The organism is Pseudophaeobacter sp. 1A16562 (assembly GCF_041008785.1).
In the GTDB taxonomy this organism is placed as follows: Bacteria; Pseudomonadota; Alphaproteobacteria; order Rhodobacterales; family Rhodobacteraceae; genus Phycobacter; species Phycobacter gallaeciensis_A.
On record NZ_JAXGFT010000002.1, the window covers coordinates 126,798 to 152,010 of the forward strand.

The window sequence follows — 25,213 nt, forward strand, 5'->3', positions numbered from 1 at the left end:
CCATATAAGGTCGCTGACAACCGTTTCAGACGTATGTCGTCAACCTATCACGGTATGTGGTGGCCGGTTTTTTTGACGTGACCAAAGGGTGGCAGGACGCTGGCAAAGATATTTGTCCGATATCCTTTTTGATCCACGTCAAAGCTGTGCTGCGCCGCATCTGTGAGAACGCAAGACAAAGAGCAAATTCAGTGGAGTGAGTCCGTGAGCGATTCCGATCCCGCCCCAAGCCTTTATGCCGCCAGGGAGCCGATTTTCCCAAGGCGCGTATCGGGCATGTTCCGCAATCTCAAATGGTATCTGATGGCCGTGATGCTGGGCATCTACTACATCACGCCGTGGATCCGTTGGGACCGGGGGCCGTCGTTGCCCGATCAGGCGGTGCTGCTGGATCTTGCCAACCGCCGCTTCTATTTCTTCTGGATCGAAATCTGGCCGCATGAATTCTATTTCGTGGCCGGTCTTCTGATCATGGCGGGGCTGGGCCTCTTCCTGTTCACCTCGGCGCTGGGCCGGGTCTGGTGTGGCTATGCCTGCCCGCAGACTGTCTGGACCGACTTGTTCATTCTGGTGGAACGCTGGATCGAGGGTGACAGGAACGCCCGCCTGCGTCTGCACCGTCAGAAAAAGATGGATTTCCGCAAGGCGCGGCTGCGTGTCACCAAATGGGTGGCCTGGTTCCTGATCGGTCTGGCAACCGGCGGTGCCTGGATCTTCTATTTCTCCGATGCCCCGACACTGCTGCACGATCTGGTGACGCTGCAGGCGCACCCCATCGCCTATACCACCATGTTGGTGCTGACCCTGACCACCTTCTTCTTTGGTGGCTTTGCGCGGGAACAGATCTGCATCTACGCCTGCCCCTGGCCGCGTATTCAGGCGGCGATGATGGATGAGGACACGCTGACCGTCGGCTATCGTGAGTGGCGGGGGGAGCCGCGCGGCAAGCATCGCAAATCTGCCGAGTCGCAGGAAATGGGCGATTGCATCGACTGCATGGCCTGCGTCAACGTCTGTCCGATGGGGATCGACATCCGGGATGGCCAGCAACTGGAGTGCATCACCTGCGCCCTGTGCATCGACGCCTGTGACGATGTCATGGCCAAGATCGGCAAGCCGCGGGGCCTCATCGACTATATGGCGCTGTCGGACGAAGCAAACGAACGCGCTGGTCAGCCACCGCGCAGCGTCTGGAAACATATCCTGCGCCCACGCACGATCATGTATACCTCGCTCTGGGCTGTTGTTGGCTTTGCGCTGGTGTTTGCTCTGTTCATCCGCCCGGATATCGATCTGACCGTCGCACCGGTCCGCAACCCGACCTTCGTTACCCTGTCGGATGGCTCCGTCCGCAACACCTATGATGTGCGCCTGCGCAACAAGCATGGGGAGCCGCGCCAGTTCGAGCTGTCGATCAAGGGTGAGCCGGAAATGCGGATCCAGCTGGAAGGCACGCCCTATGCCTCGGTTCAGGTGCCTGCCGACACCGCCTTCCTGCAACGGGTTTATATTGTTACCCCTAAGGGAGCGCCTGCGTCCGGAGCCGAGTCGACCCCGGTCCGGATCTGGGTCGAAGACCTCAATAGCGGCGAGCGTGCCTACAAGGATACGACCTTCAACGGGAAAGGAAACTGAACCATGTCGGCAGACAAACCCCAGCGTGAGTTCACTGGTCGCCATGCGCTGATGGTGTTTGGCGGCGCTTTCACGGTCATCATCGGCGTCAATATTGCGCTGGCGGTCAATGCAGTGAAAACCTTTCCTGGTCTGGAGGTGAAGAACTCCTACACCGCCAGCCAGGAGTTCGATGCCCGTCGCACCGCCCAAGAGGCTCTGGGCTGGTCGGTCTATGCCTCGGCTCAGGACGGTCAGGTAAAGCTTGAGATCACCGACCGGGATGGCAACCCGGTCGAAGTGGCCAAGCTGACGGCCACTTTGGGCCGGGCAACCCACGTGAAGGACGACCAGAACCCTGATTTCCAGTTCAACGGCCAGGCCTATGTCGCGCCTGCCAAATTGGGCGCTGGGAACTGGAATATCCGGATGGTGGCGCGGGCCCAGAACGGCACTGAGTTCACTCAGCGGGTCATCCTGCACGTGGCAAAAGGGTAACGCAGATGACGGCTCCGATGCGTCCTCAGATGGCGGTGTGTCCGGGCTGCGTTGCGGCGCCGTCTGGAGCTGTGGAACAGGCTCCGACAGACGCACGGCTGGCCTTGTCCCTGCCGTCGATCCACTGTCAGGGCTGCATTTCCGCGGTCGAGCGCGGGCTGAACGCCCATCCGGGCGTAAAATCGGCGCGGGTCAACCTGACCCTGAAACGGGCTCTGATCGAAGCGGAGCCAGATGTTCACGCCGCCGATCTGATCCCGGTGCTCGAAAATCTGGGGTATGAGGCGCATGAGCTGGATGTGACCGCCCTTGCGGCAACCCAGAACGATACCGCAGGCCGGGATCTGCTGATGCGGCTGGCGGTTGCGGGCTTTGCTTCGATGAACGTCATGTTGCTGTCGATCTCTGTCTGGTCCGGAGCTTCGGACGCGACGCGGGACATGTTCCACTGGATCTCGGCGGCGATCACCTTTCCGGCGATCATTTTCTCGGCGCAGCCTTTCTTCAAGAACGCCTGGAGCGCACTGAAGGTCGGGCGCCTCAATATGGATGTGCCCATTGTCCTCGCTCTGGTTCTGGCGCTGGTGACCTCGCTTTGGGAAACCTCGCTGTCGGGGGAACATGCCTATTTCGATGCAGCGCTGACGCTGACCTTTTTCCTGTTGGCAGGCCGTTATCTGGACTATCGCACCCGTGCCGTGGCGCGGTCGGCAGCGCAGGAGCTTGCAGCGCTTGAGGTGCCCCGGGCGATCCGGCTTCTGGACGGTCAGGAATATGAGGTCCCTGTCGCCGATCTGGCCATCGGCGATCTGATCTTGGTGCGTCCCGGCGGGCGTATGCCGGTGGACGGGGAAGTGACCGATGGGCATTCGGAACTGGACCGGTCCCTGCTGACAGGGGAAACGCTGCCAGTCTTTGCCGGTCCCGGCACCGGGGTTTCGGCGGGCGAGGTGAACTTGACCGGGCCACTGACCATCCGCGCAACGGCGGTGGGGGAGGATACCTCTCTGCATCGCATGGCCGATCTGGTGGCGATCGCCGAGTCGGGCCGCTCGCGTTATACATCGCTGGCCGACAAGGCCGCCAAACTCTATGCGCCCGGGGTGCACATCCTGTCGGCGCTCGCCTTTGTGGGCTGGTATCTTTACACCTTTGATGTGCGCACGGCGCTGAACATCGCTGCGGCGGTTCTGATCATCACCTGTCCCTGTGCGCTGGGCCTTGCGGTGCCTGCGGTGACCACCGCAGCCTCGGGACGGCTGTTCAAGAAGGGCATGCTGATCAAGCATTCCACTGCGTTGGAACGGCTTGCGGGCGTGGATACCGTTGTCTTTGACAAGACCGGGACCCTGACGGCTGGCACACCCCAGTTGGTCAATCTGGACGAGATGGCGAAATCCGATTTGGAAATCGCGCTGGCGCTTGCTGCGCCCTCAGCGCATCCGCTTTCGGTGGCGCTGGCACGTGCCGCGCGGGAGGCCGGGATCACTCCGGCGGAGGTTTCTGAGCTGAAAGAGGTGCCGGGCTACGGCACTGAAGGCATCTACCAAGGCCGCCGCGTGCGGTTGGGCCGGGCGGCTTGGGTTGGCGCCGCGCAGGGCAGCCAGACGGCCGCCTGGCTTGATACTGGCGATGGCAATCCGCGCGGTTTCCTGTTCACTGATGCGCTGCGTCCCGGCGCGGCCGAAGCGGTGCGTGCGCTGCAGACGGCGGGTAAGGACGTGTTGCTGATTTCGGGCGATACCACCGGCGCGGTGGAGGCGCTGGCGAAGCGGCTTGGCATCGAGAAATGGGTGGCCGAGGCGCTGCCGGAGGATAAGGCCGGGCGCATCCGCATGCTTGCAGGGCAGGGGCGCAAGGTGCTGATGGTCGGGGACGGTCTGAACGACACTGCGGCCCTCGCGGCAGCGCATGTGTCGATCTCGCCAGCCTCGGCGCTGGATGCGGCACGGGTGGCCTCGGATATCGTGCTATTGGGGCAAGATCTGGAACCCATCGCCGATGCCTGCACCGTGGCGCAAAAGGCGATCCGCCGGATCCGCGAGAATTTCCGCCTTGCCACCCTTTACAACGTGATCGCGGTGCCTTTGGCTGTGGCAGGGCTGGCAACGCCGCTGATCGCGGCGCTGGCGATGTCCAGCTCTTCGATCACCGTATCGCTGAACGCGCTGCGCCTGAAATCCTGAGCTGAGAAAGTCCGCAAGATGAGCGTCCTGTCCTATTTGATCCCAATTTCGCTGATCCTGGGCGGCGCGGCGCTTGTTGCCTTTATCTACACCGTGCGGTCGAACCAGTATGACGATCCCGAAGGCGATGCTCGGCGCATCCTGAGCGATGAATGGGATGATCACCCGAAACCCTGACCCTTGGCGCTGTGCAAGATCACACAAAAGAAAAGGCCCCGTCGTCCGGGGCCTTTGTCGTTTCTGGTGGTCTGGTGCCTTGTCCCTTGCATGGGGCAAGGGGGTCAGGAGGCGGGTCCCAATGTATCGCAGGTCACGTTGCGGGCCTGTAGGCGCCGACAAGCCAGTTCTGCGCTTTCCTTGCTCATGCCAAGAAAGTTGGCTTCAAACCCCAATCTGGATTTGGACACCTTGCGCAGCGAGCCATTGAGCGTTTCCATTTCTGACAGGGCCGTGCGCAGCAGGACCTTTTCCGCTTCATACCGGTTGGTGTAGCGGCCCACGTTGATACCCCAGTAGCGGCCCCCGGAGGTCGAAAGGCGGGTGACAACAACCGGTTCCGGCTCGGCGGCGGTCTCTGCCTTTGCCAATCTGGCCGGGCGGGCGACGGGGCGCAGGCCTTTGAAGAAGGTCTTTACAGCCGCGCCAACGGTCGGTTTCTCGGCAGAGGCGGGAACCACTTTGGCTTCGGTGATCGCGGCTTCGACGCTGGCCTGCAGGATCTCGGGGTCGAGCTTGGGCGTCGATGCCACGGTATCCGCAGCGGTTTCTTCTGTGGCCTGGCTGGCTTCGGCGACCAGCACCGGCGCTGTATCTTCGGCAGGCTCGGTTGCGGGGCGCAGGCGCGGACGCAGGCTGGTTTGGACCCGGCCGCTGACGCGGATGGTCTTGCCTGCGGCACCATCAGCCACCTGGATGTTCTGGTTGCCCACATAGGCGGGCATCGCCGGTTTGCGCAGTTTCGCGTGCGCCGGGGCACGGCGGAAGCCGAGGTCCAAAAGCTCTGCGACCTTGGCGTTGCGCGAGGTCGAGGATTTACCGCCGAAAACGGTAGCGATCACTCGCTCGTTGCCGCGCTTGGCCGAAGCCACGAGGTTGAAACCGGCGGCGCGGGTATAGCCCGTCTTGATCCCGTCAGCGCCCTTGTAGGCCGCCAGAAGGCGGCGGTTTGTGTTGGGCACGACGCGCACGCCGGCGTCGGTGGAGGTGCGCGAAAACAGGTTATAATACTCGGGGTAGTCATAAAGCATGTGACGTCCCAGGGTGGTCATGTCCCGGGCGGTGGACATATGGCCGCTTTCGGTCAGACCGTGGGCGTTCTTGAAGGTCGTGCGGGACATGCCAAGCGCCTTTGCGGTGCGGGTCATGCGGCGGGCAAAGGCGGCTTCGGATCCGGCCAGGGTTTCGCCGATGGCGGTCGCGGCGTCATTGGCTGATTTCACTGCGGCGGCACGGATCAGATATCGAAATGCGATGCGCTGCCCCGAGCGAAGTCCGAGCTTGGAGGGCGGCTCGGAGGCAGCGTTGCTGCTGATGCGAACCTTGGTATCCAGCGATATTTCACCGTTCCGGACTGCTTCAAACGCGATGTAGAGCGTCATCATCTTGGTGAGGGAAGCCGGGTGCAGGCGTGTGTCGGCGTTGCGCGAGTGCAGCACCTCGCCGGTCCGGGCATCCACGACCATTGCCGCATAGGGGGCGGCGGTTGCCTGGGTAGGCGGAAGGCCCACCAACGCGACTGTTAGAACAACACCCAAGGCCCAAGCCATCTGCCGGGCGAATGCCCGCAGGGCGTGGGTCAGCGGAATACACCTGACCTGCACGATATCTGCCATTTTCTGCCTCTCGCCGCCGGTTTTCCGGCTGACTGTTCTACTTCTTTAACAAAAAGGTAGCATGTGATGGCGCTGGAATAAACCATTTCCGTGACCGGTTCTGCGGCTGCGGCTGGCTCACATGCCGACATGTTGTAGCGGCTTTGACTGCGTTGCCTAGATGTGCGTTTGGTTAAAAAAGTGTTGACCAAAAAGGTCGAAAATTGGGCGTCTGGCCCGCTTTGCAGCGCTGAAAAATCAGTCTAGGCGATGCGTTTCGGCAACAGGTTTTTGGCGCGTCGAGCTGTGCGGCTTGCGGGTTGAGTTCTATCCGATTTCCCGGATCAGATCCTGAAGGCAGCCAAGGTCCGAAATCTCGTGATACCGAGGATGCCCCTCAGGTGCCTCGGCGTGCTCAACCTCCCAGATCAGCCCGTGCGGCACATAGGTGCCCCAGCCTCCGGCCTTGATCATCGGTACCACGTCCGAGCGCATGGAGTTTCCCACCATCATTGCCTGCGCCGCGCCGGTCCCGTGCCGCTCGAAGATATCGTGGTAGATAGGGGCGGTTTTTTCCGAAACGATCTCGACCCCATCGAACAGATCGCCCAGCCCCGATTGTGCCAGCTTGCGCTCCTGATCCAGAAGGTCACCTTTTGTAATCAATATGATACGGTAGTCACCAGCCAGTTTCTCCACGGCCTCACGGGCATGGGGCAGCAGGTCGATCGGATAGGACAGCATCATCTGTCCGGCGACGATCAGCTCTTTGATGACGCTGGCCGGGACCTGTGATTCGGTGACATCTATGGCGGTTTCGATCATCGACAGGGTGAAGCCCTTCACGCCGTAGCCATAGCGTCCGAGGTTGCGCTTTTCCGCCTCCAGCAGCCGCGCGGCTAGCGCATCGGGACCCATGTCCTGCGGCGTATGGTCCTGCAACAACTCGGCAAAACGCTCTTGCGTGACACGAAAAAAACGCTCGTTGTGCCAGAGGGTGTCATCGGCATCAAAACCGATTGTCGTCAAATTGCGTGTCACTGAGGCCATACACTCTCTTTTCCTGCGCGGTCAAAACGCTATATATGCGATGAAACCAATCCAAGCACGACCGGAATAGAGACGCTATGCTGCTTCAGCCAGTGATGATGACGGACAACTCGGACGACGACAGCGATCTTGGTGTCCTGACCAAGACCCGGCCGAAAACCCAGCGACCGCCGCGTTACAAGGTTCTGCTGCTCAACGATGACTACACCCCGATGGAATTCGTGGTCATGGTGCTGGAACGGTTCTTTGGCATGACACACGCGCAGGCGTTTGAAATCATGCTGACCGTGCACAAGAAAGGTCTGGCCGTGGTTGGTGTTTTCAGCCACGAGATCGCCGAGACAAAGGTCGCGCAGGTGATGGATTTTGCCCGTCGCCATCAGCATCCGCTGCAATGCACCATGGAAAAAGAAGACTGAAGAGGTCCCGCTATGTCCGTTCGCCTGTCGCTCGCTCTTGAGACGGGCGGCTTTGCGGTGCCTTCAGAGGGCCGTATCGCCGTTTTCCACCCGCGCGCGGAGCACGATCTGTCGTGCCTGCCAAAGGATCAGCTGGTGCTGATCCAGCCGATGCGCGGTGAATACGATGCCTTTGCCGCGCAAGGGTACGATTGTCGCCCCGAATTGCCGGATGACATGCGGTTTGCCGCTGCCGTGGTGTTCCTGTCCCGCGCCAAGGCGCAGTCGCGGATGGCGGTGGCGCAGGCTTCGGCCCTGACGGACGGTCCGGTGCTGGTAGATGGGGCCAAGACGGACGGAATCGATTCCATCCTGAAGGAACTGCGCAAACGCATGTCCCCGTCCGAACCGGTGTCCAAGGCGCATGGCAAGGTCTTCTGGTTCGATGGCGGCGGCGATGCGCTCACTGACTGGTTGCCACCCGCAGACGGCGTTGAAGTGGAGGGCTTCGTGACCGTGCCGGGGGTGTTTTCCGCTGACGGAATCGATCCGGCCTCGAAACTACTGGTCGACGCCCTGCCTGCAAAACTTGGCCGTGCCGTTGCTGATCTCGGCGCAGGCTGGGGGTATCTATCCCGACAAATGCTGAGCCACTCTGAAATCGAAGAGCTGCACCTGGTCGAAGCCAATCATGACGCGCTGTCCTGCGCGCGGCGCAACGTTGCCGATGACCGGGCCCAGTTCCACTGGGCCGATGTTCGCAATTGGAAGGCGCCGGGGCAGATGAACGCGGTGGTGATGAACCCGCCGTTTCACAGCGGCCGCAGCGCTGAGCCGGAGCTGGGTAAGGCCTTCATTTCCAGCGCTGCCGAGATGCTGACCGCTTCGGGCCATCTGTGGATGGTTGCCAACCGGCATCTGCCCTATGAGATCACCCTGTCAGAGCGGTTTGCCGCAGTCGAGGAAGCCGCAGGCGACAACCGGTTCAAGGTCTTGCACGCCAGCCGCCCCAAGCGGCAGCGGCGTTAGGGCGGTAAGGTCACCCCGTATTGCAGGTTTTCAAACCGAATGGTCCGGTCTAGGCTCCGGCTCAGTTTTCACTACGCGACGCAACATTCTGGAGTGCCCGAATGTCCTTTTCGATTTCCGGCAAGACTGCCATCGTGACCGGCGCCTCAAGCGGGATTGGTCTGGCCATTGGCAAGCAGTTCGCGGATGCCGGTGCCAACGTCATGTTTGCCGATACCAACGAGGCGGCCCTGATCGCGGAACTGGGAGAGCAGGCCGACGAAAGCAACATCCGCTACTTCGCCGGGGATCTGCGCGAAAGGCTGACCATTGCCAATCTGTTGTCGGCGACCATCGATGCCTTCGAAGACGTGGATATCCTCGTCAACGGCGCCCGTCAGGTGGTGCCGAGTGATCCGCTGGACCCGAAGGACGAGTCGCTGGAACTGCTGCTGACCGAGAACCTGTTGCCGACCCTGCGTCTGTCGCAACAGGCGGCGCGGCGGATGATCAAGCAAGGCGAGGGGCGCGAGCCGGGCGCTGCGCGCGGGGCCATCATCAACCTGTCGTCGATCGCGGCGCGGCGGACCCACCCCGATCTGATGGCCTATTCGGTGGCTTCGGCGGCGCTGGATCAGCTGACCCGGTCGCTCTCTGTCTCTTATGCGCCGCATGGGGTCCGGGTGAATTCCATTGCCTTTGGCTCGGTAATGAGCGCGTCGCTCAGGGGCACGCTCAAGGATAACCGGGCCTATCGGCAGGATATCGAAGACCACACACCGCTGGGCCGCATCGCCGCACCGACCGAGCTGACCGAAACGGCGCAGTTCCTTGCCTCGGACGCGGCCAGTTTCATGACGGGCCAGATCGTGACGGTCGATGGTGGTCGCACGCTGCTGGATTCCGTTGCCGCTCCTGTTCACTGATGAATGCCGGGACCTGCCTGCGCTCACGCAGCGCGGCGTCCCACAAGTACCGAAAGACGCTCTGAAATGACTGCTGAAATGAAAGACGAAAAAGCCCGCGCTGCCGCCTGGTTCCGCACCCTGCGCGATGAGATCGTCGCGGCCTTCGAGGCGCTTGAGGCGAGCCATGACACCGGCCCCTTCTCTGATCAGGCGCCGGGCCGGTTCGAGGTGAGCGAGACAAAGCGCACCGCGGATGATGGATCGGACGCGGGCGGCGGGCTGATGAGCGTGATGCGGGGCGGCCGTGTCTTTGAAAAGGTCGGCGTCAATATCTCGGAGGTCTACGGCACGCTTGGCGAGCGGGCGCAGAACGCCATGGCGGCGCGCAAGGGCATTCCGGGCATGAAGGACGATCCGCGGTTCTGGGCCTCGGGCATTTCGCTGGTTGCGCATATGCAGAACCCGCATGTGCCTGCAGTTCACATGAACACCCGTATGTTCTGGACACCGCATGCCTGGTGGTTTGGCGGCGGCTCGGACCTCAACCCATGCATCGAGTATGCCGAGGATACCGCCCATTTTCATGCGCAGCAGAAACAGCATCTCGACCCGCATGGCACGGATCTCTATCCGCGTCTGAAGGAATGGGCGGATGAGTATTTCTACATCCCGCACCGCCACCGGGCGCGGGGGGTTGGTGGCATCTTCATGGATGATCGTTGCACCGGTGACTGGCAGGCGGATTTCGCTCTGACCCAGGATATTGGCCGCGCCTTCCTGCCAGCCTATCTGCCGCTGGTGGAAAAACGCCGGGTTCAGCCCTTTGATGACAAGGACAAGGAGGCGCAGCTGGTGCATCGTGGCCTCTATGCCGAGTATAATCTGGTCTATGACCGGGGGACAAAGTTTGGTCTGGAAACCGGGCATGACGCCAATGCGGTTCTGATGAGCCTGCCGCCGCTGGCCAAATGGGTCTGAGTGGCGCAGCAAACTGGCTCCGGGCATATCGGTTTCTGCGGAAATATCCGAGGATGTAGTCCGCGCGGGCCAGAGGCGGGGCAAAAGACTGTGTTTGTTTGTGTGCGGAGGGATGATGCGGTTCTTTTTGATGTCGGCCCTTTGCCTTGTGACACTGGCTGCCTGCGGCACCCGGCCCGAGCCGGAGCGCCCGGCGCCGACCCAGCTTCCGTCCGATGCACAGCTGGCCCGGCTGGTGACCTATCCCCGGTTCGAGGACAGCGATCCTCATTCTTGGGAGGGGCGCACGCCCTACTCCTATGCCATTCACGGGATTGATGTGTCGCGCTGGCAGGGCGACATTGACTGGGACACAGCCAAGGCGGCAGGCGTCTCCTTTGCCTATCTCAAGGCGACCGAGGGCGGGGATCTGCTGGATCCGAAGTTCGGCGACAACTGGCGCGGCGCTGCACGGGCAGGGATGCCGCGCGGGGCCTATCACTATTTCTACTTCTGTCGCCCGGCGCGGGAGCAGGCGCGGTGGTTCATCCGCAACGTGCCGCGTGAGGCAAAGGCGCTGCCCCATGTTCTGGATATGGAGTGGAACCACCACTCAAAGACCTGCAGGCATCGCCCCGATGGTGCGCATATCCGCTCTGAGGCGCGTAAGTTTCTGGATATTCTGGAGGCTCACTATGGCCGCCGCCCGGTCATCTACACCACGGTGGATTTCTTTGCCGAAACCGGCATCGGTCGGCTGCGCGGCACTGAGTTCTGGCTGCGTTCCGTCGCCGGGCATCCGCGCCAGACCTATCCCAGCGCCTTCTGGCGGCTCTGGCAATACACCGGCACCGGGCGGGTGCCGGGGATCGATGGCGACGTGGACCTCAATGTGTTCCACGACAGTCCCGAAAGCTGGTTGCGCTGGTCCGGCCAGTTGGAACAGTAGGGCGCAGGATCAGGCCCGCCGCCAGCCTGCCTCGGCCAAGGCCTGACCATACCCTTTCGCGATGCGCATCTGCTCCCCCAGCCCCTTTTTCAGCAACAGGGCGTGCATGCGTCTGAGCTGCCAGCAGGGCACATGCATCACCATGTGATGCTCCAGATGGTAGTTCACCCAATAGGGCGCCACCAGAAGCCGGGCGAGCGGGCCTGCGCGGGTGGTGCGCACGTTCTGCAGCGGGTTTTCGGATTGCTCGGTGGCGCCATGCTCGGCGATGTTGCGCACCCGCAGCACGAACTGGAACCAAGTGAGATAGGGCAGCAGCCAGAAGGCAAGCCCCCACCACCAGTCGCCAATCAGACTGATGAGCAGGGCAATGCCGAAAAATACCGGCAGTGCCCCCCAAAGGCGCGGCGCCTTGAAGCTTTGGGCGAAATCGGAGTTCGCTGCCTTGATCGCGTCGTCATCTCCGGCCAGCTGCAGGGACATGGCGATCTGGCCCAAAAGCTGTTTGATGCCGGTCTGCCCGGTCAGATCGCGGGTGAACTTGCGCCGCAGCGAGGCGCGGGAGGTGGGGAATTTCGACGACAGAACCAGATCGGGATCCTTGTCGGTCTGGGTGAACCGGTGATGGGTCAGATGGTAATGCCGATAGGCGCCCAGATCCGCCAGAATGGGGCGACCGCAGAGCCAGTCCCCGGCAAGCTCATTCCAGCGGCGGGTCTTGAACAGCGCGTTATGGGCGGCCTCGTGCATCAGGATCGCCAGCCCCAGCTGGCGCGAGCCGATCACCATCACGGCGAGCACAAAGGTCAGAACATTGGGCCAGAGCGCGAAGAGCGCGATCGCCAGGGCAATCGTGCCCCAGCAGTGCAGTAGCAACCACAGTCCCATAGGATCCGATCGTTCCGCCAAAGGGCGAATTTCGTCAGAGCTGAGATATGTTTTTCCCGGTGTCATGCGTGTAGTCCTCCCAAGCCTCAGGCTTCCAGCAGAAGCGCAAACAGGTCAAGAAAACCGTGGCGTCAGGTCCGGGGCAGGGCGGTCAGCCGCGCCAGTCGAAGAAACCTTCCCCGGCCTGTTCCAGCAGCTTTGCGGCCATTTCGCGGCCCAGCTCCGGTCCGTCCTCGATCGCGCAGGTCTGCGCGTCCTGAAGGGCTTCGGAGCCATCGGGGCGCAGCACTTCGCCGCGCAGGCGCAGGGTGGTGCCATCAAGCTCCGCAAGACCCGCGATGGGCGTTTCGCAAGACCCGTCCAGAGCCGCCAGAAAGGCGCGTTCGGCCGCAAGACGCTGTGCGGTCTCTGTATCATGGATGGCCGCCAACATATCGCCTGCGCGGCTGTCATCTGCGCGCCGTTCGATGCCAATGGCGCCCTGCGCCACGGCGGGCAGCATGTCGTCGGTGTCGATGCCGGTTGCGGGCACGTTCTCCATCGCCAGACGATTCAGCCCGGCCATCGCCAGGAAGGTGCATTCGGCCACGCCGTCGTCGAGTTTCTTCAGGCGGGTCTGCACGTTGCCGCGGAACTCCACCACTTTCAGGTCGGGGCGGCGGTTCAGCAATTGCGCGCGGCGGCGCAGCGAGGAGGTGCCCACGACAGAGCCCGGCGCCAGTTCGGTGATCGAGGACAGGCTCGGGGAGATGAAAGCATCGCGCACGTCTTCGCGCGGCAGGTAGCAATCCAGCACCAGACCCACAGGCTGCGCCACTGGCATGTCCTTCATCGAATGCACCGCGATGTCGATGGCGCCGGTCAGCATCGCCTCTTCGATTTCCTTGGTGAAGAGGCCCTTGTTGCCGATCTCCTTCAGCGGGCGGTCCGCTGCGATCAGCGCCTGATTGTCACCGGTGGTTTTGATGACGACGATCTCGAAGGCCTCCTGCGGCAGCTCGAACGCGGCGGCCAGACGGTCGCGCGTCTCATGGGCCTGAGCCAGGGCCAGCGGCGAGCCACGGGTGCCGATCTTCAGGGGCGAAGCGGGGGAGGGCAGGTTCTGTGTCATGTCAGAACCTTTATTCGCGACATTATGCCGTGACAAGCATCGGCCTCACCACCCTTGACAATTTGCCGCTCAGCCTAGACCTCAGTACCCAAGAGAGAAGCGAGGAATCCCATGGCCGAACAGAAGAAACTGCTGCGCGCATTGGCAGGCGAAAAACAGCATGTGCCGCCGATCTGGATGATGCGTCAGGCGGGCCGCTATCTGCCGGAATACCGCGCGACGCGGGCCCAGGCTGGGGATTTCCTGTCGCTGTGCTACAATTCCGAACTGGCTGCCGAGGTCACCCTGCAACCGATCCGCCGCTATGGGTTTGATGCGGCGATCCTGTTTGCCGATATCCTGCTGGTGCCGCAGGCGCTGGGCGCGGATCTGTGGTTCGTCACCGGCGAAGGGCCGCGCCTGTCGACCATCACCACCGATGCGGATTTTGCCAAGCTTGGCCCGGTCAGCGACATCCACGAGACGCTGAACCCGATCTACGACACCTTGCGCATTTTGAAACAGGAATTGCCCAGCGAGACGGCTCTGATTGGGTTTGCCGGGGCGCCCTGGACCGTGGCGACCTATATGATCGCCGGACGCGGCACCCCGGATCAGGGGCCTGCCCATGCGTTGAAGGCAGAAAACCGTCCGCTGTTCGAGGCGCTGCTGGCCCGCATCACCGAGGCGACCATCGATTACCTGTCGAAACAGATCGAGGCGGGCGCCGAAGTGGTGAAGATCTTCGACAGCTGGGCGGGATCCCTGAAGGGCGAGGATTTCCAGAAGTACGCGCTGGAGCCCTGCCGCCAGATCACCGCGGCGCTGAAAGAGCGTCATCCCGGCATCCCGGTCATCGGTTTCCCGCGTGAGGCGGGCGACAAGTATATCGGTTTTGCCAAGGCAACAGGTGTCGATTGCGTAGCGGTGGATAATTCGGTGACCCCGGAATGGGTGGCCGAACATGTGCAGGTCGATGGTTGCGTGCAGGGTAACCTGGCTTCGCGTCACATGGTGACCGGTGGTCAGGATCTGATCGATGATACCCGCCGCATCGTCAACGCCCTGCGCGGCGGCCCGCATATCTTCAACCTTGGCCACGGGATCACCCCGGATGCCGACCCGGACAATGTCCAGCTGATGATCGATACGGTCCGCGAAGCCTGATCGTGCGTCGCGTTCAGCCAATCAATATGTGAGCGAGAGTAATGGATTACAGCAAGCAAGGCGGCCAGAAACCGGGCCGCAACGAACCCCGCCACAGCGAGCATAACGCCAAGGGCACCGACAAGAACCCCTACAGCAAGCGCGAAACCAAAGCAGAGTTGCTGGCCCGCATGAAGAAGGCCGCAGCCGCCCAGAAGGACGGCTGAGCCGCGCCGTTCGGCCTTTTTATTCGGTCAGGGTGCGGGCAATCAGCTCTTTCATGATCTCGTTCGACCCGCCGTAGATCTTTTGCACGCGGGCATCGGCGTACATATTGGCGATTGGGTACTCCAGCATGTAACCGTAGCCGCCGTGCAGCTGCAGGCATTCGTCCACCACATCGCATTGCATCTGGGTGACCCACCATTTCGCCATTGACGCGGTAGCGGCGTCCAGCTCTCCGCGCAGGTGCTTGGCGACGCAGTCATCCAGGAACACGCGGGCGATATGGGCAATGGTCTTGGCCTCGGCCAGCTTGAATCGGGTGTTCTGCATATCGATCAGCGCCTGACCAAAGGCACGCCGCTCTGACGTGTAGGCGATGGTATCCTCCAGCGCCTTCTCGATCACGGCGGCGGCGCCAAGGGCGATCACCAGCCGTTCCTGTGGCAGCGCCTTCATCAACTGATAGAACCCCTGTCCCTCGACCCCGCCAAGCAGATTCTCGGGCGGCACGCGCACCTCGTCAAAGAACAGCTCTGATGTGTCCTGACTCTTGAGGCCCAGTTTCTCGAGGTTGCGACCCCGTGCAAAGCCTTCGGCGCCCTCGGTTTCCACCACCAGAAGCGAGATCCCCTTGGCGCCCTGCGTGGTATCGGTCTTGCAAACAACGATGATCAGATCCGCCTGCTGACCATTGGTGATGAAGGTTTTGGAGCCGTTCAGCACGTAATCGTTGCCGTCGCGCAGGGCGTTTGTCTTTATGTTCTGCAGGTCCGACCCGGTGCCGGGTTCGGTCATGGCGATGGCGCAGACCATTTCGCCGCTGGCCATCTTGGGCAGCCAGCGCTGTTTCTGATCTTCGGTGCCATAATCAAGGATATATCCCGCGCAGATCTGGCTATGGACGGAATTGCCAAAGCCGGAAAACCCGGCGGCGCGGAACTGTTCGGTGGTGATTACCGCCTCGTGCCGGAAATCGCCGCCCATGCCGCCGTATTCCTCGGGGACGCTGGCGCAGAGGAGGCCGAATTCCCCCGCCTTGTTCCAGAACTCCCGGTCTATATGGCCTTGTTTCTGCCAGCGTTCCTCATGCGGGGTCATTTCGGCGGTGAAGAAGCTGCGGCAGCTGTCCTGCAGCATTGCCAGTTCATCCGTCATCCAGGGAGAGACATGCGCTGTCATGGGATCAGTCCTTCTTTCGGCCCAGTTCGGTCAGAATTTCGGTCGCGTGCTGCCCCCGTGCGGGGCTTTCGGGCGCTGTCCAGTCGCCCGCATCAGAGAACCGTGGGGCGGGGGCGGCCTGAAGCGCGCCATGTGCCTCGACCCAGGTGCCGCGGGCGTTCATAGGATGGGTCAGCGCCTCGCCGGGGCTGAGAACAGGCGCGACGCAGGCATCGGTGCCCTCAAAAATACCTGCCCAGTGATCGCGGGGCTGGCTGGCAAAGATCCCGGCCAGACGCCCGGTCAGCGCGGGCCAGAGTGATTTGTCGAACTGACGCTGGAATTCGGTATCCTCCGCAAGATCCAGCAATGACAGGAACTGGGCATAGAATTTCGGTTCCAGGCATTGCACCGACATGAAGCCGCCATCGGCGCAGGCGTAGGTGCGGCTCCAGTGCGGGCCATCAAGCAGATTCTGCCCGCGCGCATCGCCAAAGTTCCCGGCCTGACGGATGCTCATCAGGAGGTTCATCATATGGGCTGAGCCGTCATAGATGGCCGCATCGACCACGCAGCCTTCGCCGCTGGTGCGGGCGCGCAGGATACCGGCGAGCATACCCGCCACCAGATACATGGCACCACCACCGATGTCGCCCACCAGCGTGGCCGGTGTCAGCGGCGCATCGCCGGGATTTGACCCGTACCAAAGCGCGCCGGACAGGGAGATGTAGTTGAGGTCATGCCCCGCGACATGGGACAGGGTACTGTCCTGTCCCCAGCCGGTCATACGGCCAAAGACAAGGGCCGGGTTCACCGCATGGCAGGCCTCGGGCCCGATGCCGAGTTTTTCCATCACGCCGGGGCGGAAACCTTCGATCAGCCCGTCGGCGGTTTCCACCAGCGCCATGAAGGTCTCGATGTCTTCGGGATCCTTCAGATCCAGCTTGATCGATCGCTTGCCGCGATCCAGTACTGAACGCTCCGGCATGCCCGGGGTGACGCCGCCGCCTTTGCGGTGGATGCAGATCACATCGGCGCCCATATCGGCCAGTGTCATCGCGGCGAATGGGCCGGGGCCAAGGCCTTCGACCTCGATGATGCGGGTACCTTCCAGCATTTATGTCGTCTCCCGTAGTAACTCCCGCCCCGGTGTGGGGCGGGCCTGTGCGCTGTTTCAGAGTGTGGCGTGGGTCAGGTGCCGGACAGGCCACCGCCCACGATCAGGGTCTGGCCCGAGACGTAGTTGCTTTCGGGGATGCAGAAGAGATAGACGCCGCCGGCGGCCTCTTCGGGCGTGCCCGCACGGCCCACGGGGATCATCATCTCCATGCCCTGCACCAGTTTCTTGGGGATGCCGATGCCGATCTTGTTGCCTTCGACCTCGATCGATTTTTTTTCGTCCGTGGCCTCGGTCAGGCGGGTGGAGATCATGCCAAAGGCCACCGCGTTGACGTTGACCTTGAAGCGGCCCCATTCCTTGGCCATCGTTTTGGTCAGGCCGATGACGCCGGATTTCGCGGCGGAATAGTTCGCCTGTCCGGGATTGCCACCGGTGCCCGAAATCGACGAGATGTTTACCACCTTGCGGAAGACCTCGCGCCCTTCGGCGGCCTCAGCCGCAGCCGCTTGGGTGATAAAGGGCGACGCTGCGCGCAGGATCTGGAAGGGCGCCTTCAGATGCACGTCGATCATGGCATCGAACTGTTCGTCGCTCATCTTGCCGATGAAGCTGTCCCAGGTGTAGCCGGCATTGTTGACGATGATGTCGATGCTGCCGAACTTGTCGATCCCGGCCTGGATAAAATCATCGGCAAAGCCTGCCGCCGTGACTGATCCGGGAATGGCCAGCGCCTTGCGGCCCATCGCTTGGATTTCGGCAACGACGGCGTTTGCGGGTTCCGCGTCCAGATCGTTCAGCACCACATTGGCGCCGTCCTCGGCCAGTTTCAGCGCGATGGAACGGCCGATACCGCGTCCGGCGCCAGTGACATAGGCGGTCTTGCCTGCAAGTTTGCTCATCTCTTCAGTGTCCTTTGTCGTTATGGCAGCTCAATCAGGGCGGTCCCGGCCAGTTTGACCTCACCGTTCTGATCGGCGGCCTCAATCTCAAGCGCCACCAGATTGCCGTCGCGTTTTTCCACCACCTTGCCGGTGCAGGTGATCACCGCGTGAACCTGGGTGATCGATACAAACCGGGTGGTGAATTCGCGCAAGGCCGATTGCGGTACCCAACCCGTCAACAGGCGGCCCAGATAGGCCATATTCAGCATGCCGTGGGCAAAGACGTCTGGCATGCCTGCGCGTTTCGCGAAATCGATGTCGATGTGGATCGGGTTGTGATCGCCCGAGGCGCCGGCGAACAGCGCCAGCGTGGTTCGGGTGATCTCTTCGGTGGTGAGGGGCGGCAGCTGATCGCCCACATTGATCTCTGCATAGGTTGGCATGGTCATTGCGGGTGCCTCACGATCACTGTGCGGGTCATGCTGCCTGCATCTTCGCCGAGCTGGTTGGTGGCCGAGGTTTTCAGATGCACGAACTCCATGGCGCCGCCTTTCTTGGCGTAGATGTCAGTGACCTTGCTCACCAGGGTAATGGTATCCCCGGCGCACATCGGCGCGCCATAGGTAAAGGCCTGCTCACCATGAAGGACCTTTGCGATGTCGATCTTCAAGAGCGTGATGAAATAGAACGGATCTTCGCGGTCCAGATCCAGCGAGAACAGGTAGGTGGGCGGTGCCAGCAGCCCACGATAGCCCGCCGCCTTCGCGGCCTCCTCATCCAGATAGACGCGGTCGCTCTGGCCGGTTGCGCGGGCAAAATCCCGCAACCGGCCTTTCTCCACCGTGACCGCATAGGGATCGGTCACGTGGCCGATGTAAGAGGTGTCGATCATCGCCGCCTCACTGCGCCTGATACATGGTGACGACGCAGGCGCCGCCAAGGCCGAGGTTGTGCTGCAGCGCCGTGCGGGCGCCTTCGACCTGCGTGCTGCCTGCGGTGCCGCGCAGCTGGCGGGTCAGCTCGTAACATTGCGCAAGGCCGGTCGCGCCAAGGGGATGTCCCTTGGACAAAAGCCCGCCGGAGGGGTTGGTCACATATTTGCCGCCATAGGTGTTGTCGCCATCGGCGATGAACTTGGATGCGCCGCCTTCGGGGCAGAGGCCAAGGCCTTCGTAAGTGATCATCTCGTTATGGGCGAAACAGTCGTGCAGTTCGACCACGTCGACGTCTTCGATGCCGATGCCGGTTTGCTCCTGCACCTGTTTCGAGGCGGCTGCCGTCATGTCGTAGCCGACGACCTTCATCATGTCGTGGGCGTCAAAGGTGCTGGCATAATCGGTGGTCATCGCCTGGCCCGCGATGCGCACGTTGGTGTTCAGCCCGTGTTTCTTGGCATAGGCCTCGCTGACCACGACCGCCGCCGCCGCGCCGCAGGTGGGGGGGCAGGCCATCAGGCGGGTCATCACGCCTTCCCAGATGGTGGGGCTTTCCAGCACATCCTCGGGCGAGAGTTCATTGCGGAACAGGGCCAGCGGATTGTTCACCGCATGGCGGCTGGCCTTGGCCCGGATACGCGCAAGATCCAGCATGGTGGAGCCGTATTTCTCCATATGCGATTTGCCCGCGCCGCCGAAATAGCGCAGCGCCAGCGGGATCTCGGGCTGGCCAACCAGATCGTCGGTTTCCGCGTCAAAGGCATCGAACGGGCTGGGCCGGTCATCCCAGTGCGAGGTCAGCGCGCCGGGTTTCATATGCTCAAAGCCAAGCGCCAGCGCCACATCGACAACGCCCGATTCCACCGCCTGACGCGCCATGAAAAGGGCGGTCGATCCGGTCGAGCAGTTGTTGTTGACGTTCATCACCGGAATGCCGGTCATGCCAACCTTGTAAAGCGCCGCCTGGCCACAGGTGCTGTCCCCATAGACATAGCCCGCATAGGCCTGCTGCACGGCATCATAGGGCAGGCCCGCGTCCTTCAGCGCATCGCGCACGGCGGCAGCGCCCATTTCGGTATAGGGTTCATTCTGGCCGGGTTTGGCGAATTTGGTCATACCCACTCCGGCAACCATCACATGTACAGACATTGGCTCTCTCCCTTGCGCGAGTCGGAATTACACTTCCGGGTTACTTTCGGTTCGGGCTGGGCAAACTGTCAAGAAGAGTGTAACTCATGAGTGTAATTACCGGGCGTCAATAGGTCAGACCTCGCATGGGGTGGGCCGGGGGAAGAACGGCGATGGGCAATAAAACCTGGACGAAAACGGCAGACAGCCGCAGTGCGCAGCGCGAGATCAAACGCCGCGCAGTGCTGATGGCCGGTGCGCGCCTGTTCAACGATCAGGGTTATGAGCAGACCTCGCTTGAGGATATCGCTGCCGCGCTCAACATTACCAAGCGCACGATCTACTATTATGTGCAAAGCAAGGAGGACATCCTGTTCGGTTGCCACCAGCTGAGCCTGGAATTCCTGGGCGAGGTGATGGAGATCAGCCGCGATGACAGCCTGCCAGTGGCAGAGCGGATTTCGCGACTGATCCGCGGCTATTGCGAGTGGGTGTCCACCGATCTTGGCGCCAGCCTGGCCATGGTGCGGGCGCACAGCCTGTCGCCCGAGCGGCGCGAGGCCCTGCACGAGGGTAAGGCGCGGGTGGATTTTCAGCTGCGGATGCTGATTGAGAAGGGGATTCGCGAAGGCGTCATCCGCCATTGTGATCCGCGTCTTGTGGCGGCCGGGGTGTTTGGCGCGCTGAACTGGATCCCTTTCTGGAACCGCACTGACCGGCCGGCTCCCCACGAAGAAATTGCCGAACAGTATCTTGCAATGATCCTGAATGGTTTGCTGCCAGGCGCCGGGGGCAGCAAGCGCTGATCGGTGTCAGGCGCTGTCGCCCAATTGTTTGCGAAAGGCGCGCGGCGGCATGCCGGTGCCCTTGGTGAAGACGCGGCTGAAATGGGCGGGATCGCTGAACCCAAGATCATAGGCGATCTGCGCCGCGCTGAGCGACGTATAAAGCAGCATCCGCCGGGCTTCGCGCAGCATGCGTTCATTCACCAGATGCGATGCGGACTGGCCCGTGACCTGATGCACGATCCGGTTCAGATGGGTCGGGGAGACGGCGAGATCGCGTGCATACTCCGCCAGCGGGCGGCGGCTGCGGAAATGTTGCTCCACGAGGGTTTCAAAGCGGGAAAAGATCGGGTTGCCACCATTCTGACGGTCGCCGCCCTCAGCTGTGTGAATATGGCGGGCGACAAGGGCGGTCAGGGTTCCGGCGAGCGAACGCAGCAGCTGCGCGCGGGCAAAATTCTGGCCGTGGTATTCCTGATAAAGCGTTTCGGCCATGCTGCGCAGGTCGGGCGGCAGCGGCAAAACGCAGGCATGATCCAGCGGGCCGCGCACGCCTTCGCCGCTGCGGATGCAATGATCAACAAGGTCTGAGGGCAGGGTGACAACCCAGCCGCTGGTCTCTGGTTCGAACGTGTAACCGTGAACAACCCCGCGCGGAATATTGACGAAACAGGGGGCGGGCAGGCTATGGGCGTCGCCGTCCAGATCCACCACGCCGCCGCCACTGGTCATGAATAGGACCTGATGCAGCCGGGCGTGCCGGTGCGGTGACAGCTGCCAATCATGCTGCTCGGAGCGGGAGCGGATCGTCTCCACATGCAGCACGTCCGCCAGTTCATCGGTTTCCCCGAACAGGTTGTAGCTGCGGATCTGAAGAGCGCTGGTCATGTGCGAAATGTACAAGAACTTGCGCGCATGGTCCATTCGCAAAACCCGGACCCCGCGTCATATTGCCCGTCACCATGAAACGGAGACGCGCTTATGACCGTGCAGAAAACCCAAGTCGCAATCATCGGAGGCGGTCCTTCGGGCCTGCTGTTGTCGCAGCTGTTGCACCGCAAGGGGATCGATAGCATCGTACTGGAACGGCAATCCCGCGGCTATGTGTTGGGCCGGATCCGGGCGGGTGTGCTGGAGCATGGTTTCGTCAATCTGATGCGCGAGGCAGGCTGCGGAGAGCGCATGGATGCCGAAGGCGAGGTGCACGAAGGTTTCTATATCGCCCATCAGGGGCGCAACGACCGTATCGATCTGGAAAAATACGCAGATGGCGCCACGGTCATGGTCTATGGCCAGACCGAGGTGACGCGCGATCTATACGCCGCCCGCGATGCCATGGACGGGGTCGTCATTCACGAGGCCGCCAATGTGCAGCCGCATGATCTGAAGTCCGATAGCCCCTATGTCACCTACGAAAAAGACGGATCCGAGCACCGGATTGACTGCGATTTCATCGTCGGCGCCGACGGGTTCCACGGGGTCAGCCGCAAATCTATTCCCGGCGATGTGCTGAAGGAATACGAAAAGGTCTATCCCTTTGGCTGGCTGGGCATTCTGTCGGAAACCAAGCCCGTCTCGCCCGAGCTGATCTATGCCCGTCACGAGCGCGGCTTTGCGCTTTGCTCGATGCGGAGTCAGGTGCTGAGCCGCTATTACATTCAGGTGCCGCTGACGGATAAGCCCGAGGACTGGTCGGATGATGCTTTCTGGGCAGAGCTGAAGAGCCGCCTGCCTGAGGATGTGGCCGCTGGTCTGGAAACCGGCCCGTCGATCGAGAAATCCATCGCGCCGCTGCGCAGTTTCGTGGCCGAGCCGATGCGCTATGGCAATCTGTTCCTGGCCGGGGATGCGGCGCATATCGTGCCGCCCACCGGGGCCAAGGGGCTGAATTCGGCGGCGTCGGATATCTACTATCTCTACCATGGCTTTATGGATCACTACCTCAATGGCGACAGCGCCGGGCTGGATGGCTACTCCGAAAAGGCATTGGCCCGGGTCTGGAAGGCAGAACGGTTCAGCTGGTGGATGACCAACCTGTTGCATCTCTTCCCGGATGCGCAGGAAGTGGATCAGCGCCTGCAGTGTATCGATCTCGATTACCTGTTCTCTTCGGATGCGGCGCAGGCTTCGCTCGCCGAAAATTATGTGGGTCTGCCCTACTGACGTCGCGTTCGCACGGCTAGGTCTTAGCCTCCGGGCGTGCTTTCCTCCCTCGGGAAATGAGGGAGGAAAAAATGACGACAGTTGCCTATGAAAAAGACGGCCGGATCGCGCGCATCACTCTGAACCGGCCGGAGACCATGAACGCCATCGACGACCAGATGCCGCGGGATCTTGCGGCGGCCGTCGCGCGCGCAGATGCGGATCCGGGCGTGCATGTGATGGTGCTCTCCGGCGCCGGAGAGGCGTTTTGCGCTGGCTATGATCTGACCTTTTATGCTGAGGGCAACGGGTCGGGGGAGGCCACCCAGCCGATGCCATGGGATCCCATCAAGGACTATCGGTTCATGTGGGAAAACACCCAGCATTTCATGTCGATGTGGCGTGCGGTGAAGCCTGTGGTCTGCAAGGTGCACGGTTTTGCGGTGGCGGGCGGATCGGATATCGCGCTGTGCGCGGATATGACGATCATGGCCGAGGATGCGCAGATCGGATACATGCCCGCCCGCGTCTGGGGCTGCCCGACCACGGCCATGTGGGTCTATCGACTTGGCGCCGAGCGGGCCAAGAGGATGCTGTTCACCGGTGACAAGATTTCGGGGCGCGAGGCAGCCGATATGGGGCTGGTCCTCAAGGCGGTGCCAGCAGAGCAGCTGGACGATGCGGTAGAGGAGATGGCGGCCCGCATGGCCACGGTTCCGATCAACCAACTGGCCATGCAGAAAATGGTGATCAACCAGGCGATCGAGCAGACCGGTTTGATGCAGACCCAGCGGCTGGCGACGGTATTCGACGGCATCACCCGCCATTCGCCAGAAGGCATCGCCTTCAAGGAACGTTCTGAGGAAAAGGGTTGGAAGCAGGCGGTCCGGGAACGCGACGAAGGCACATACGACTGGACCCGGCAGGAGGAAATCCCGAAGGGCAACCGGTAACGGCCGGGCGCCATGCCCTGGGGGGCACGGCGCGGCGGCGCAATAGGGTGTGGTTTGGCGTCAGCCGGGCTGCATGGCCGGTGCGGGCGCCGTCCAGGCCGCCGTCAGGCGGCGACGGGCGATTTGAGGCGCTTCGGCAAGATCCAGCATCGCCACCGCGAAATCCGCATAGGTGATCTGCGACTGGCCCTCTGCGTCGGTGACCAGCGTATCGGTGCCAAATTCATAGTGGCCGGTTCGTGGCCCCGGCAACAGCATCGCGGGCGGGCGCAGGCAGGTCCAGGTGGCAGAGGTTTCCTGTTCCAGAAGGGCATCCTGATCGGCGCAGGCCTGCGCGATGGGGCGCACCGCGTCCGGCAGGAAATCGGGGGCGCTCAGAACCGTGTGGCCGCTGCCATCTGCCAGTTTCAGCAGCGCCGCGCCGCCAGTGATCAGCGCGGGGATCCCCGCTGATGCAGCGACGTTCAGCGCGGCGCGGGTGAGGGGAACCAGGTCTCCCTCGTGCCCTGCAGCGGGGCGCAGGGCGCTGATCACCAGGTCATGTCCGGCTGCGGCATCCGCTGCCGCGTCGGGTTTGCCGAGAAGGTCGAGCGACAGGGCGTCTACGCCGGAGGGTAGGGGGCCGAGCCGACTGGTATCCCGCGCTACGGCTGTGATGTGGTGGCCGCGGCTCACGGCTTCGCGCAGGGTGGCGCTTCCGACATCGCCGGTGGCGCCGAAAAGAATGATTTTCATAAGTGAACTCCTTTTGTCTCGCCGTCGAGATACTTTGTGGGAATCTCGACGTCAAGATAAGTGTCGCCCAAAGCAGTCCGCTCTTTTTGCACAGGTGCTGTTCAGAGTATCAGTTGCTTGGCTTGGCCGGGTCTCGGTAGCGCATCAGAACCGTCCGGTGGTTCAACTCCTGTCCGGTGTGTCGGTCGGTCACTACCGGATCGATCTCCTCGCCGCCGTCCCGGAGGATAAAGGAGAGGGGAGAGGGGGCCTCGCTGGGAAGATTGCTGCGCGCCCAGTCATGCAAGGCGAGCATTACCGGGGCAAAGGCCTTGCCCGATTCGGTTAGTCGGTATTCGTGACGCAGGGGGCGTTCCTGATAGGGGCGGCGCTCCAGCAGGCCCATCGCCTCAAGCCGTTTCAGCCGTTCGGCGAGCAGATGCCGGGTGATCCCGAGGCTTTTCTGGAAGTCGTCGAACCGGCGCACACCCAGGAAACATTCCCGCAAAATCAAAAGGGTCCAGCGGTCGCCCACCACCCCCATCGCCCGCGCCACCGGGCAGGCGGCCTCTTTCATGTCATGCCATTTCATGAGGCAGTTCTAGCATGGATTGACAAGGTTCTCAAATGGAACCGATAATGGGTTCCAAATAGGAACTAACTATTGTG

27 protein-coding genes are annotated in these 25,213 nt (G+C 62.0%); 14 read left to right on the top strand and 13 right to left on the bottom strand.

The annotated features are described in order from the left end of the window. Nucleotides 1-204: 204 nt before the first annotated feature. The 4 genes from ccoG to ccoS are packed head-to-tail and all read left to right on the top strand — an operon-like array spanning nucleotide 205 to nucleotide 4,475. Nucleotides 205-1,635 (top strand): cytochrome c oxidase accessory protein CcoG, encoded by a 1,431-nt coding sequence (gene ccoG, locus SM764_RS02990; RefSeq protein ID WP_274832692.1) that lies wholly within the window; start codon nucleotides 205-207, stop codon nucleotides 1,633-1,635. A gap of 3 nt (nucleotides 1,636-1,638) precedes the next feature. Beyond that, on the top strand, nucleotides 1,639-2,112 hold the full coding sequence (locus SM764_RS02995) for a FixH family protein (RefSeq protein WP_274834865.1): 474 nt from the start codon (nucleotides 1,639-1,641) through the stop codon (nucleotides 2,110-2,112). A gap of 5 nt (nucleotides 2,113-2,117) precedes the next feature. Continuing rightward, entirely contained in the window at nucleotides 2,118-4,298 is a 2,181-nt protein-coding gene (locus tag SM764_RS03000) for a heavy metal translocating P-type ATPase (protein ID WP_369000971.1), read from the top strand. Between the two features lie 18 nt (nucleotides 4,299-4,316). Then, nucleotides 4,317-4,475: a cbb3-type cytochrome oxidase assembly protein CcoS gene (ccoS, locus tag SM764_RS03005; protein ID WP_065271273.1), complete on the top strand. Its 159-nt coding sequence runs from the start codon at nucleotides 4,317-4,319 to the stop codon at nucleotides 4,473-4,475. A gap of 104 nt (nucleotides 4,476-4,579) precedes the next feature. Here the strand turns inward: ccoS and SM764_RS03010 are convergent, their stop codons facing one another. Both SM764_RS03010 and SM764_RS03015 read right to left on the bottom strand, forming a co-directional pair. Continuing rightward, on the bottom strand, nucleotides 4,580-6,130 hold the full coding sequence (locus SM764_RS03010; protein ID WP_274829713.1) for a serine hydrolase: 1,551 nt from the start codon (nucleotides 6,128-6,130) through the stop codon (nucleotides 4,580-4,582). Nucleotides 6,131-6,436: 306 nt separating this feature from the next. Beyond that, on the bottom strand, nucleotides 6,437-7,150 hold the full coding sequence (locus SM764_RS03015) for an HAD family hydrolase (protein ID WP_369000972.1): 714 nt from the start codon (nucleotides 7,148-7,150) through the stop codon (nucleotides 6,437-6,439). Between the two features lie 86 nt (nucleotides 7,151-7,236). Here SM764_RS03015 and clpS point away from each other — a divergent pair, with 86 nt between their 5' ends. The 5 genes from clpS to SM764_RS03040 all read left to right on the top strand — a co-directional run bounded on the left by clpS (nucleotide 7,237) and on the right by SM764_RS03040 (nucleotide 11,379). Then, nucleotides 7,237-7,578, top strand: a complete 342-nt coding sequence (gene clpS, locus SM764_RS03020; protein ID WP_065271271.1) for an ATP-dependent Clp protease adapter ClpS — start codon at nucleotides 7,237-7,239, stop codon at nucleotides 7,576-7,578. A gap of 12 nt (nucleotides 7,579-7,590) precedes the next feature. Then, the gene (locus SM764_RS03025) at nucleotides 7,591-8,586 is read left to right on the top strand and encodes a class I SAM-dependent methyltransferase (RefSeq protein WP_369000973.1); all 996 of its coding nucleotides are present in this window, start codon (nucleotides 7,591-7,593) and stop codon (nucleotides 8,584-8,586) included. 101 nt (nucleotides 8,587-8,687) lie between these two features. Next, complete coding sequence (locus tag SM764_RS03030; protein ID WP_065271269.1) at nucleotides 8,688-9,491, top strand: SDR family NAD(P)-dependent oxidoreductase; 804 nt, start codon at nucleotides 8,688-8,690, stop codon at nucleotides 9,489-9,491. 66 nt (nucleotides 9,492-9,557) lie between these two features. Next, entirely contained in the window at nucleotides 9,558-10,451 is an 894-nt protein-coding gene (hemF, locus tag SM764_RS03035) for an oxygen-dependent coproporphyrinogen oxidase (protein WP_368947947.1), read from the top strand. Between the two features lie 115 nt (nucleotides 10,452-10,566). Next, on the top strand, nucleotides 10,567-11,379 hold the full coding sequence (locus SM764_RS03040; protein WP_368947948.1) for a glycoside hydrolase family 25 protein: 813 nt from the start codon (nucleotides 10,567-10,569) through the stop codon (nucleotides 11,377-11,379). A 9-nt stretch (nucleotides 11,380-11,388) separates the two neighbouring features. On the opposite strand, the gene SM764_RS03045 is transcribed toward SM764_RS03040, so the two are convergent. Next, nucleotides 11,389-12,333 (bottom strand): fatty acid desaturase family protein, encoded by a 945-nt coding sequence (locus SM764_RS03045; RefSeq protein WP_065271267.1) that lies wholly within the window; start codon nucleotides 12,331-12,333, stop codon nucleotides 11,389-11,391. A gap of 85 nt (nucleotides 12,334-12,418) precedes the next feature. Next, nucleotides 12,419-13,378, bottom strand: coding sequence for a hydroxymethylbilane synthase (gene hemC, locus SM764_RS03050; RefSeq protein WP_274837316.1), 960 nt, complete (start codon nucleotides 13,376-13,378; stop codon nucleotides 12,419-12,421). Between the two features lie 111 nt (nucleotides 13,379-13,489). Between hemC and hemE the strand changes: the two genes are divergently transcribed. Continuing rightward, complete coding sequence (gene hemE, locus SM764_RS03055) at nucleotides 13,490-14,524, top strand: uroporphyrinogen decarboxylase (protein ID WP_274829709.1); 1,035 nt, start codon at nucleotides 13,490-13,492, stop codon at nucleotides 14,522-14,524. Between the two features lie 41 nt (nucleotides 14,525-14,565). Then, nucleotides 14,566-14,730, top strand: a complete 165-nt coding sequence (locus tag SM764_RS03060) for a hypothetical protein (protein WP_165832675.1) — start codon at nucleotides 14,566-14,568, stop codon at nucleotides 14,728-14,730. A 19-nt stretch (nucleotides 14,731-14,749) separates the two neighbouring features. Here the strand turns inward: SM764_RS03060 and SM764_RS03065 are convergent, their stop codons facing one another. From SM764_RS03065 to SM764_RS03090, 6 genes are all read right to left on the bottom strand, one after another. Continuing rightward, nucleotides 14,750-15,907 carry an acyl-CoA dehydrogenase family protein gene (locus SM764_RS03065; protein WP_369000974.1) on the bottom strand — a complete coding sequence of 386 codons (1,158 nt, stop codon included), beginning with the start codon at nucleotides 15,905-15,907 and terminating at the stop codon, nucleotides 14,750-14,752. Nucleotides 15,908-15,911: 4 nt separating this feature from the next. Beyond that, nucleotides 15,912-17,003, bottom strand: a complete 1,092-nt coding sequence (locus SM764_RS03070; protein WP_369000975.1) for a CaiB/BaiF CoA transferase family protein — start codon at nucleotides 17,001-17,003, stop codon at nucleotides 15,912-15,914. A gap of 74 nt (nucleotides 17,004-17,077) precedes the next feature. Further along, nucleotides 17,078-17,905 (bottom strand): SDR family NAD(P)-dependent oxidoreductase, encoded by an 828-nt coding sequence (locus SM764_RS03075; RefSeq protein WP_369000976.1) that lies wholly within the window; start codon nucleotides 17,903-17,905, stop codon nucleotides 17,078-17,080. 20 nt (nucleotides 17,906-17,925) lie between these two features. Next, the gene (locus SM764_RS03080; protein ID WP_369000977.1) at nucleotides 17,926-18,336 is read right to left on the bottom strand and encodes a MaoC family dehydratase; all 411 of its coding nucleotides are present in this window, start codon (nucleotides 18,334-18,336) and stop codon (nucleotides 17,926-17,928) included. Continuing rightward, nucleotides 18,333-18,779, bottom strand: a complete 447-nt coding sequence (locus SM764_RS03085; RefSeq protein ID WP_065271260.1) for a MaoC family dehydratase N-terminal domain-containing protein — start codon at nucleotides 18,777-18,779, stop codon at nucleotides 18,333-18,335. Before SM764_RS03085 ends, SM764_RS03080 begins: the two co-directional genes overlap by 4 nt. Nucleotides 18,780-18,786: 7 nt before the next feature. Further along, nucleotides 18,787-19,971, bottom strand: a complete 1,185-nt coding sequence (locus tag SM764_RS03090) for a lipid-transfer protein (RefSeq protein ID WP_368947953.1) — start codon at nucleotides 19,969-19,971, stop codon at nucleotides 18,787-18,789. Between the two features lie 152 nt (nucleotides 19,972-20,123). Here SM764_RS03090 and SM764_RS03095 point away from each other — a divergent pair, with 152 nt between their 5' ends. After that, a complete protein-coding gene (locus SM764_RS03095; RefSeq protein WP_369000978.1) occupies nucleotides 20,124-20,756 on the top strand; it encodes a TetR/AcrR family transcriptional regulator in 633 nt (210 codons plus the stop codon). A gap of 6 nt (nucleotides 20,757-20,762) precedes the next feature. On the opposite strand, the gene SM764_RS03100 is transcribed toward SM764_RS03095, so the two are convergent. Continuing rightward, a complete protein-coding gene (locus SM764_RS03100; RefSeq protein WP_274866746.1) occupies nucleotides 20,763-21,623 on the bottom strand; it encodes a helix-turn-helix domain-containing protein in 861 nt (286 codons plus the stop codon). A gap of 93 nt (nucleotides 21,624-21,716) precedes the next feature. Here SM764_RS03100 and pobA point away from each other — a divergent pair, with 93 nt between their 5' ends. Together pobA and SM764_RS03110 are read left to right on the top strand one after the other, a co-directional pair. Beyond that, entirely contained in the window at nucleotides 21,717-22,898 is a 1,182-nt protein-coding gene (gene pobA, locus SM764_RS03105) for a 4-hydroxybenzoate 3-monooxygenase (protein ID WP_369000979.1), read from the top strand. A gap of 56 nt (nucleotides 22,899-22,954) precedes the next feature. After that, entirely contained in the window at nucleotides 22,955-23,830 is an 876-nt protein-coding gene (locus SM764_RS03110; protein ID WP_274834849.1) for a crotonase/enoyl-CoA hydratase family protein, read from the top strand. Between the two features lie 60 nt (nucleotides 23,831-23,890). On the opposite strand, the gene SM764_RS03115 is transcribed toward SM764_RS03110, so the two are convergent. Together SM764_RS03115 and SM764_RS03120 are read right to left on the bottom strand one after the other, a co-directional pair. Next, the gene (locus SM764_RS03115) at nucleotides 23,891-24,565 is read right to left on the bottom strand and encodes an NAD(P)-dependent oxidoreductase (RefSeq protein ID WP_368947955.1); all 675 of its coding nucleotides are present in this window, start codon (nucleotides 24,563-24,565) and stop codon (nucleotides 23,891-23,893) included. Nucleotides 24,566-24,674: 109 nt separating this feature from the next. Further along, nucleotides 24,675-25,136, bottom strand: a complete 462-nt coding sequence (locus SM764_RS03120) for a winged helix-turn-helix transcriptional regulator (RefSeq protein ID WP_369000980.1) — start codon at nucleotides 25,134-25,136, stop codon at nucleotides 24,675-24,677. Between the last annotated feature and the right edge of the window lie 77 nt (nucleotides 25,137-25,213).

Excerpts from the sequence above, each read along its gene's own strand:
- SM764_RS03060 (WP_165832675.1), top strand. The coding sequence starts at position 14,566 with ATGGATTACAGCAAGCAAGGCGGCCAGAAACCGGGCCGCAACGAACCC.
- SM764_RS03065 (WP_369000974.1), bottom strand. The coding sequence starts at position 15,907 with ATGACAGCGCATGTCTCTCCCTGGATGACGGATGAACTGGCAATGCTG.
- SM764_RS03000 (WP_369000971.1), top strand. The coding sequence starts at position 2,118 with ATGACGGCTCCGATGCGTCCTCAGATGGCGGTGTGTCCGGGCTGCGTT.
- SM764_RS03115 (WP_368947955.1), bottom strand. The coding sequence starts at position 24,565 with ATGAAAATCATTCTTTTCGGCGCCACCGGCGATGTCGGAAGCGCCACC.
- SM764_RS03080 (WP_369000977.1), bottom strand. The coding sequence starts at position 18,336 with ATGACCATGCCAACCTATGCAGAGATCAATGTGGGCGATCAGCTGCCG.
- SM764_RS02995 (WP_274834865.1), top strand. The coding sequence starts at position 1,639 with ATGTCGGCAGACAAACCCCAGCGTGAGTTCACTGGTCGCCATGCGCTG.
- SM764_RS03025 (WP_369000973.1), top strand. The coding sequence starts at position 7,591 with ATGTCCGTTCGCCTGTCGCTCGCTCTTGAGACGGGCGGCTTTGCGGTG.
- hemC (WP_274837316.1), bottom strand. The coding sequence starts at position 13,378 with ATGACACAGAACCTGCCCTCCCCCGCTTCGCCCCTGAAGATCGGCACC.
- SM764_RS03085 (WP_065271260.1), bottom strand. The coding sequence starts at position 18,779 with ATGATCGACACCTCTTACATCGGCCACGTGACCGATCCCTATGCGGTC.
- SM764_RS03110 (WP_274834849.1), top strand. The coding sequence starts at position 22,955 with ATGAGGGAGGAAAAAATGACGACAGTTGCCTATGAAAAAGACGGCCGG.
- SM764_RS03120 (WP_369000980.1), bottom strand. The coding sequence starts at position 25,136 with ATGAAATGGCATGACATGAAAGAGGCCGCCTGCCCGGTGGCGCGGGCG.
- SM764_RS03090 (WP_368947953.1), bottom strand. The coding sequence starts at position 19,971 with ATGTCTGTACATGTGATGGTTGCCGGAGTGGGTATGACCAAATTCGCC.
- ccoS (WP_065271273.1), top strand. The coding sequence starts at position 4,317 with ATGAGCGTCCTGTCCTATTTGATCCCAATTTCGCTGATCCTGGGCGGC.
- SM764_RS03070 (WP_369000975.1), bottom strand. The coding sequence starts at position 17,003 with ATGCTGGAAGGTACCCGCATCATCGAGGTCGAAGGCCTTGGCCCCGGC.
- SM764_RS03100 (WP_274866746.1), bottom strand. The coding sequence starts at position 21,623 with ATGACCAGCGCTCTTCAGATCCGCAGCTACAACCTGTTCGGGGAAACC.
- pobA (WP_369000979.1), top strand. The coding sequence starts at position 21,717 with ATGACCGTGCAGAAAACCCAAGTCGCAATCATCGGAGGCGGTCCTTCG.
- SM764_RS03040 (WP_368947948.1), top strand. The coding sequence starts at position 10,567 with ATGCGGTTCTTTTTGATGTCGGCCCTTTGCCTTGTGACACTGGCTGCC.
- SM764_RS03010 (WP_274829713.1), bottom strand. The coding sequence starts at position 6,130 with ATGGCAGATATCGTGCAGGTCAGGTGTATTCCGCTGACCCACGCCCTG.
- SM764_RS03030 (WP_065271269.1), top strand. The coding sequence starts at position 8,688 with ATGTCCTTTTCGATTTCCGGCAAGACTGCCATCGTGACCGGCGCCTCA.
- hemF (WP_368947947.1), top strand. The coding sequence starts at position 9,558 with ATGACTGCTGAAATGAAAGACGAAAAAGCCCGCGCTGCCGCCTGGTTC.
- clpS (WP_065271271.1), top strand. The coding sequence starts at position 7,237 with ATGCTGCTTCAGCCAGTGATGATGACGGACAACTCGGACGACGACAGC.
- SM764_RS03075 (WP_369000976.1), bottom strand. The coding sequence starts at position 17,905 with ATGAGCAAACTTGCAGGCAAGACCGCCTATGTCACTGGCGCCGGACGC.
- SM764_RS03095 (WP_369000978.1), top strand. The coding sequence starts at position 20,124 with ATGGGCAATAAAACCTGGACGAAAACGGCAGACAGCCGCAGTGCGCAG.
- SM764_RS03045 (WP_065271267.1), bottom strand. The coding sequence starts at position 12,333 with ATGACACCGGGAAAAACATATCTCAGCTCTGACGAAATTCGCCCTTTG.
- hemE (WP_274829709.1), top strand. The coding sequence starts at position 13,490 with ATGGCCGAACAGAAGAAACTGCTGCGCGCATTGGCAGGCGAAAAACAG.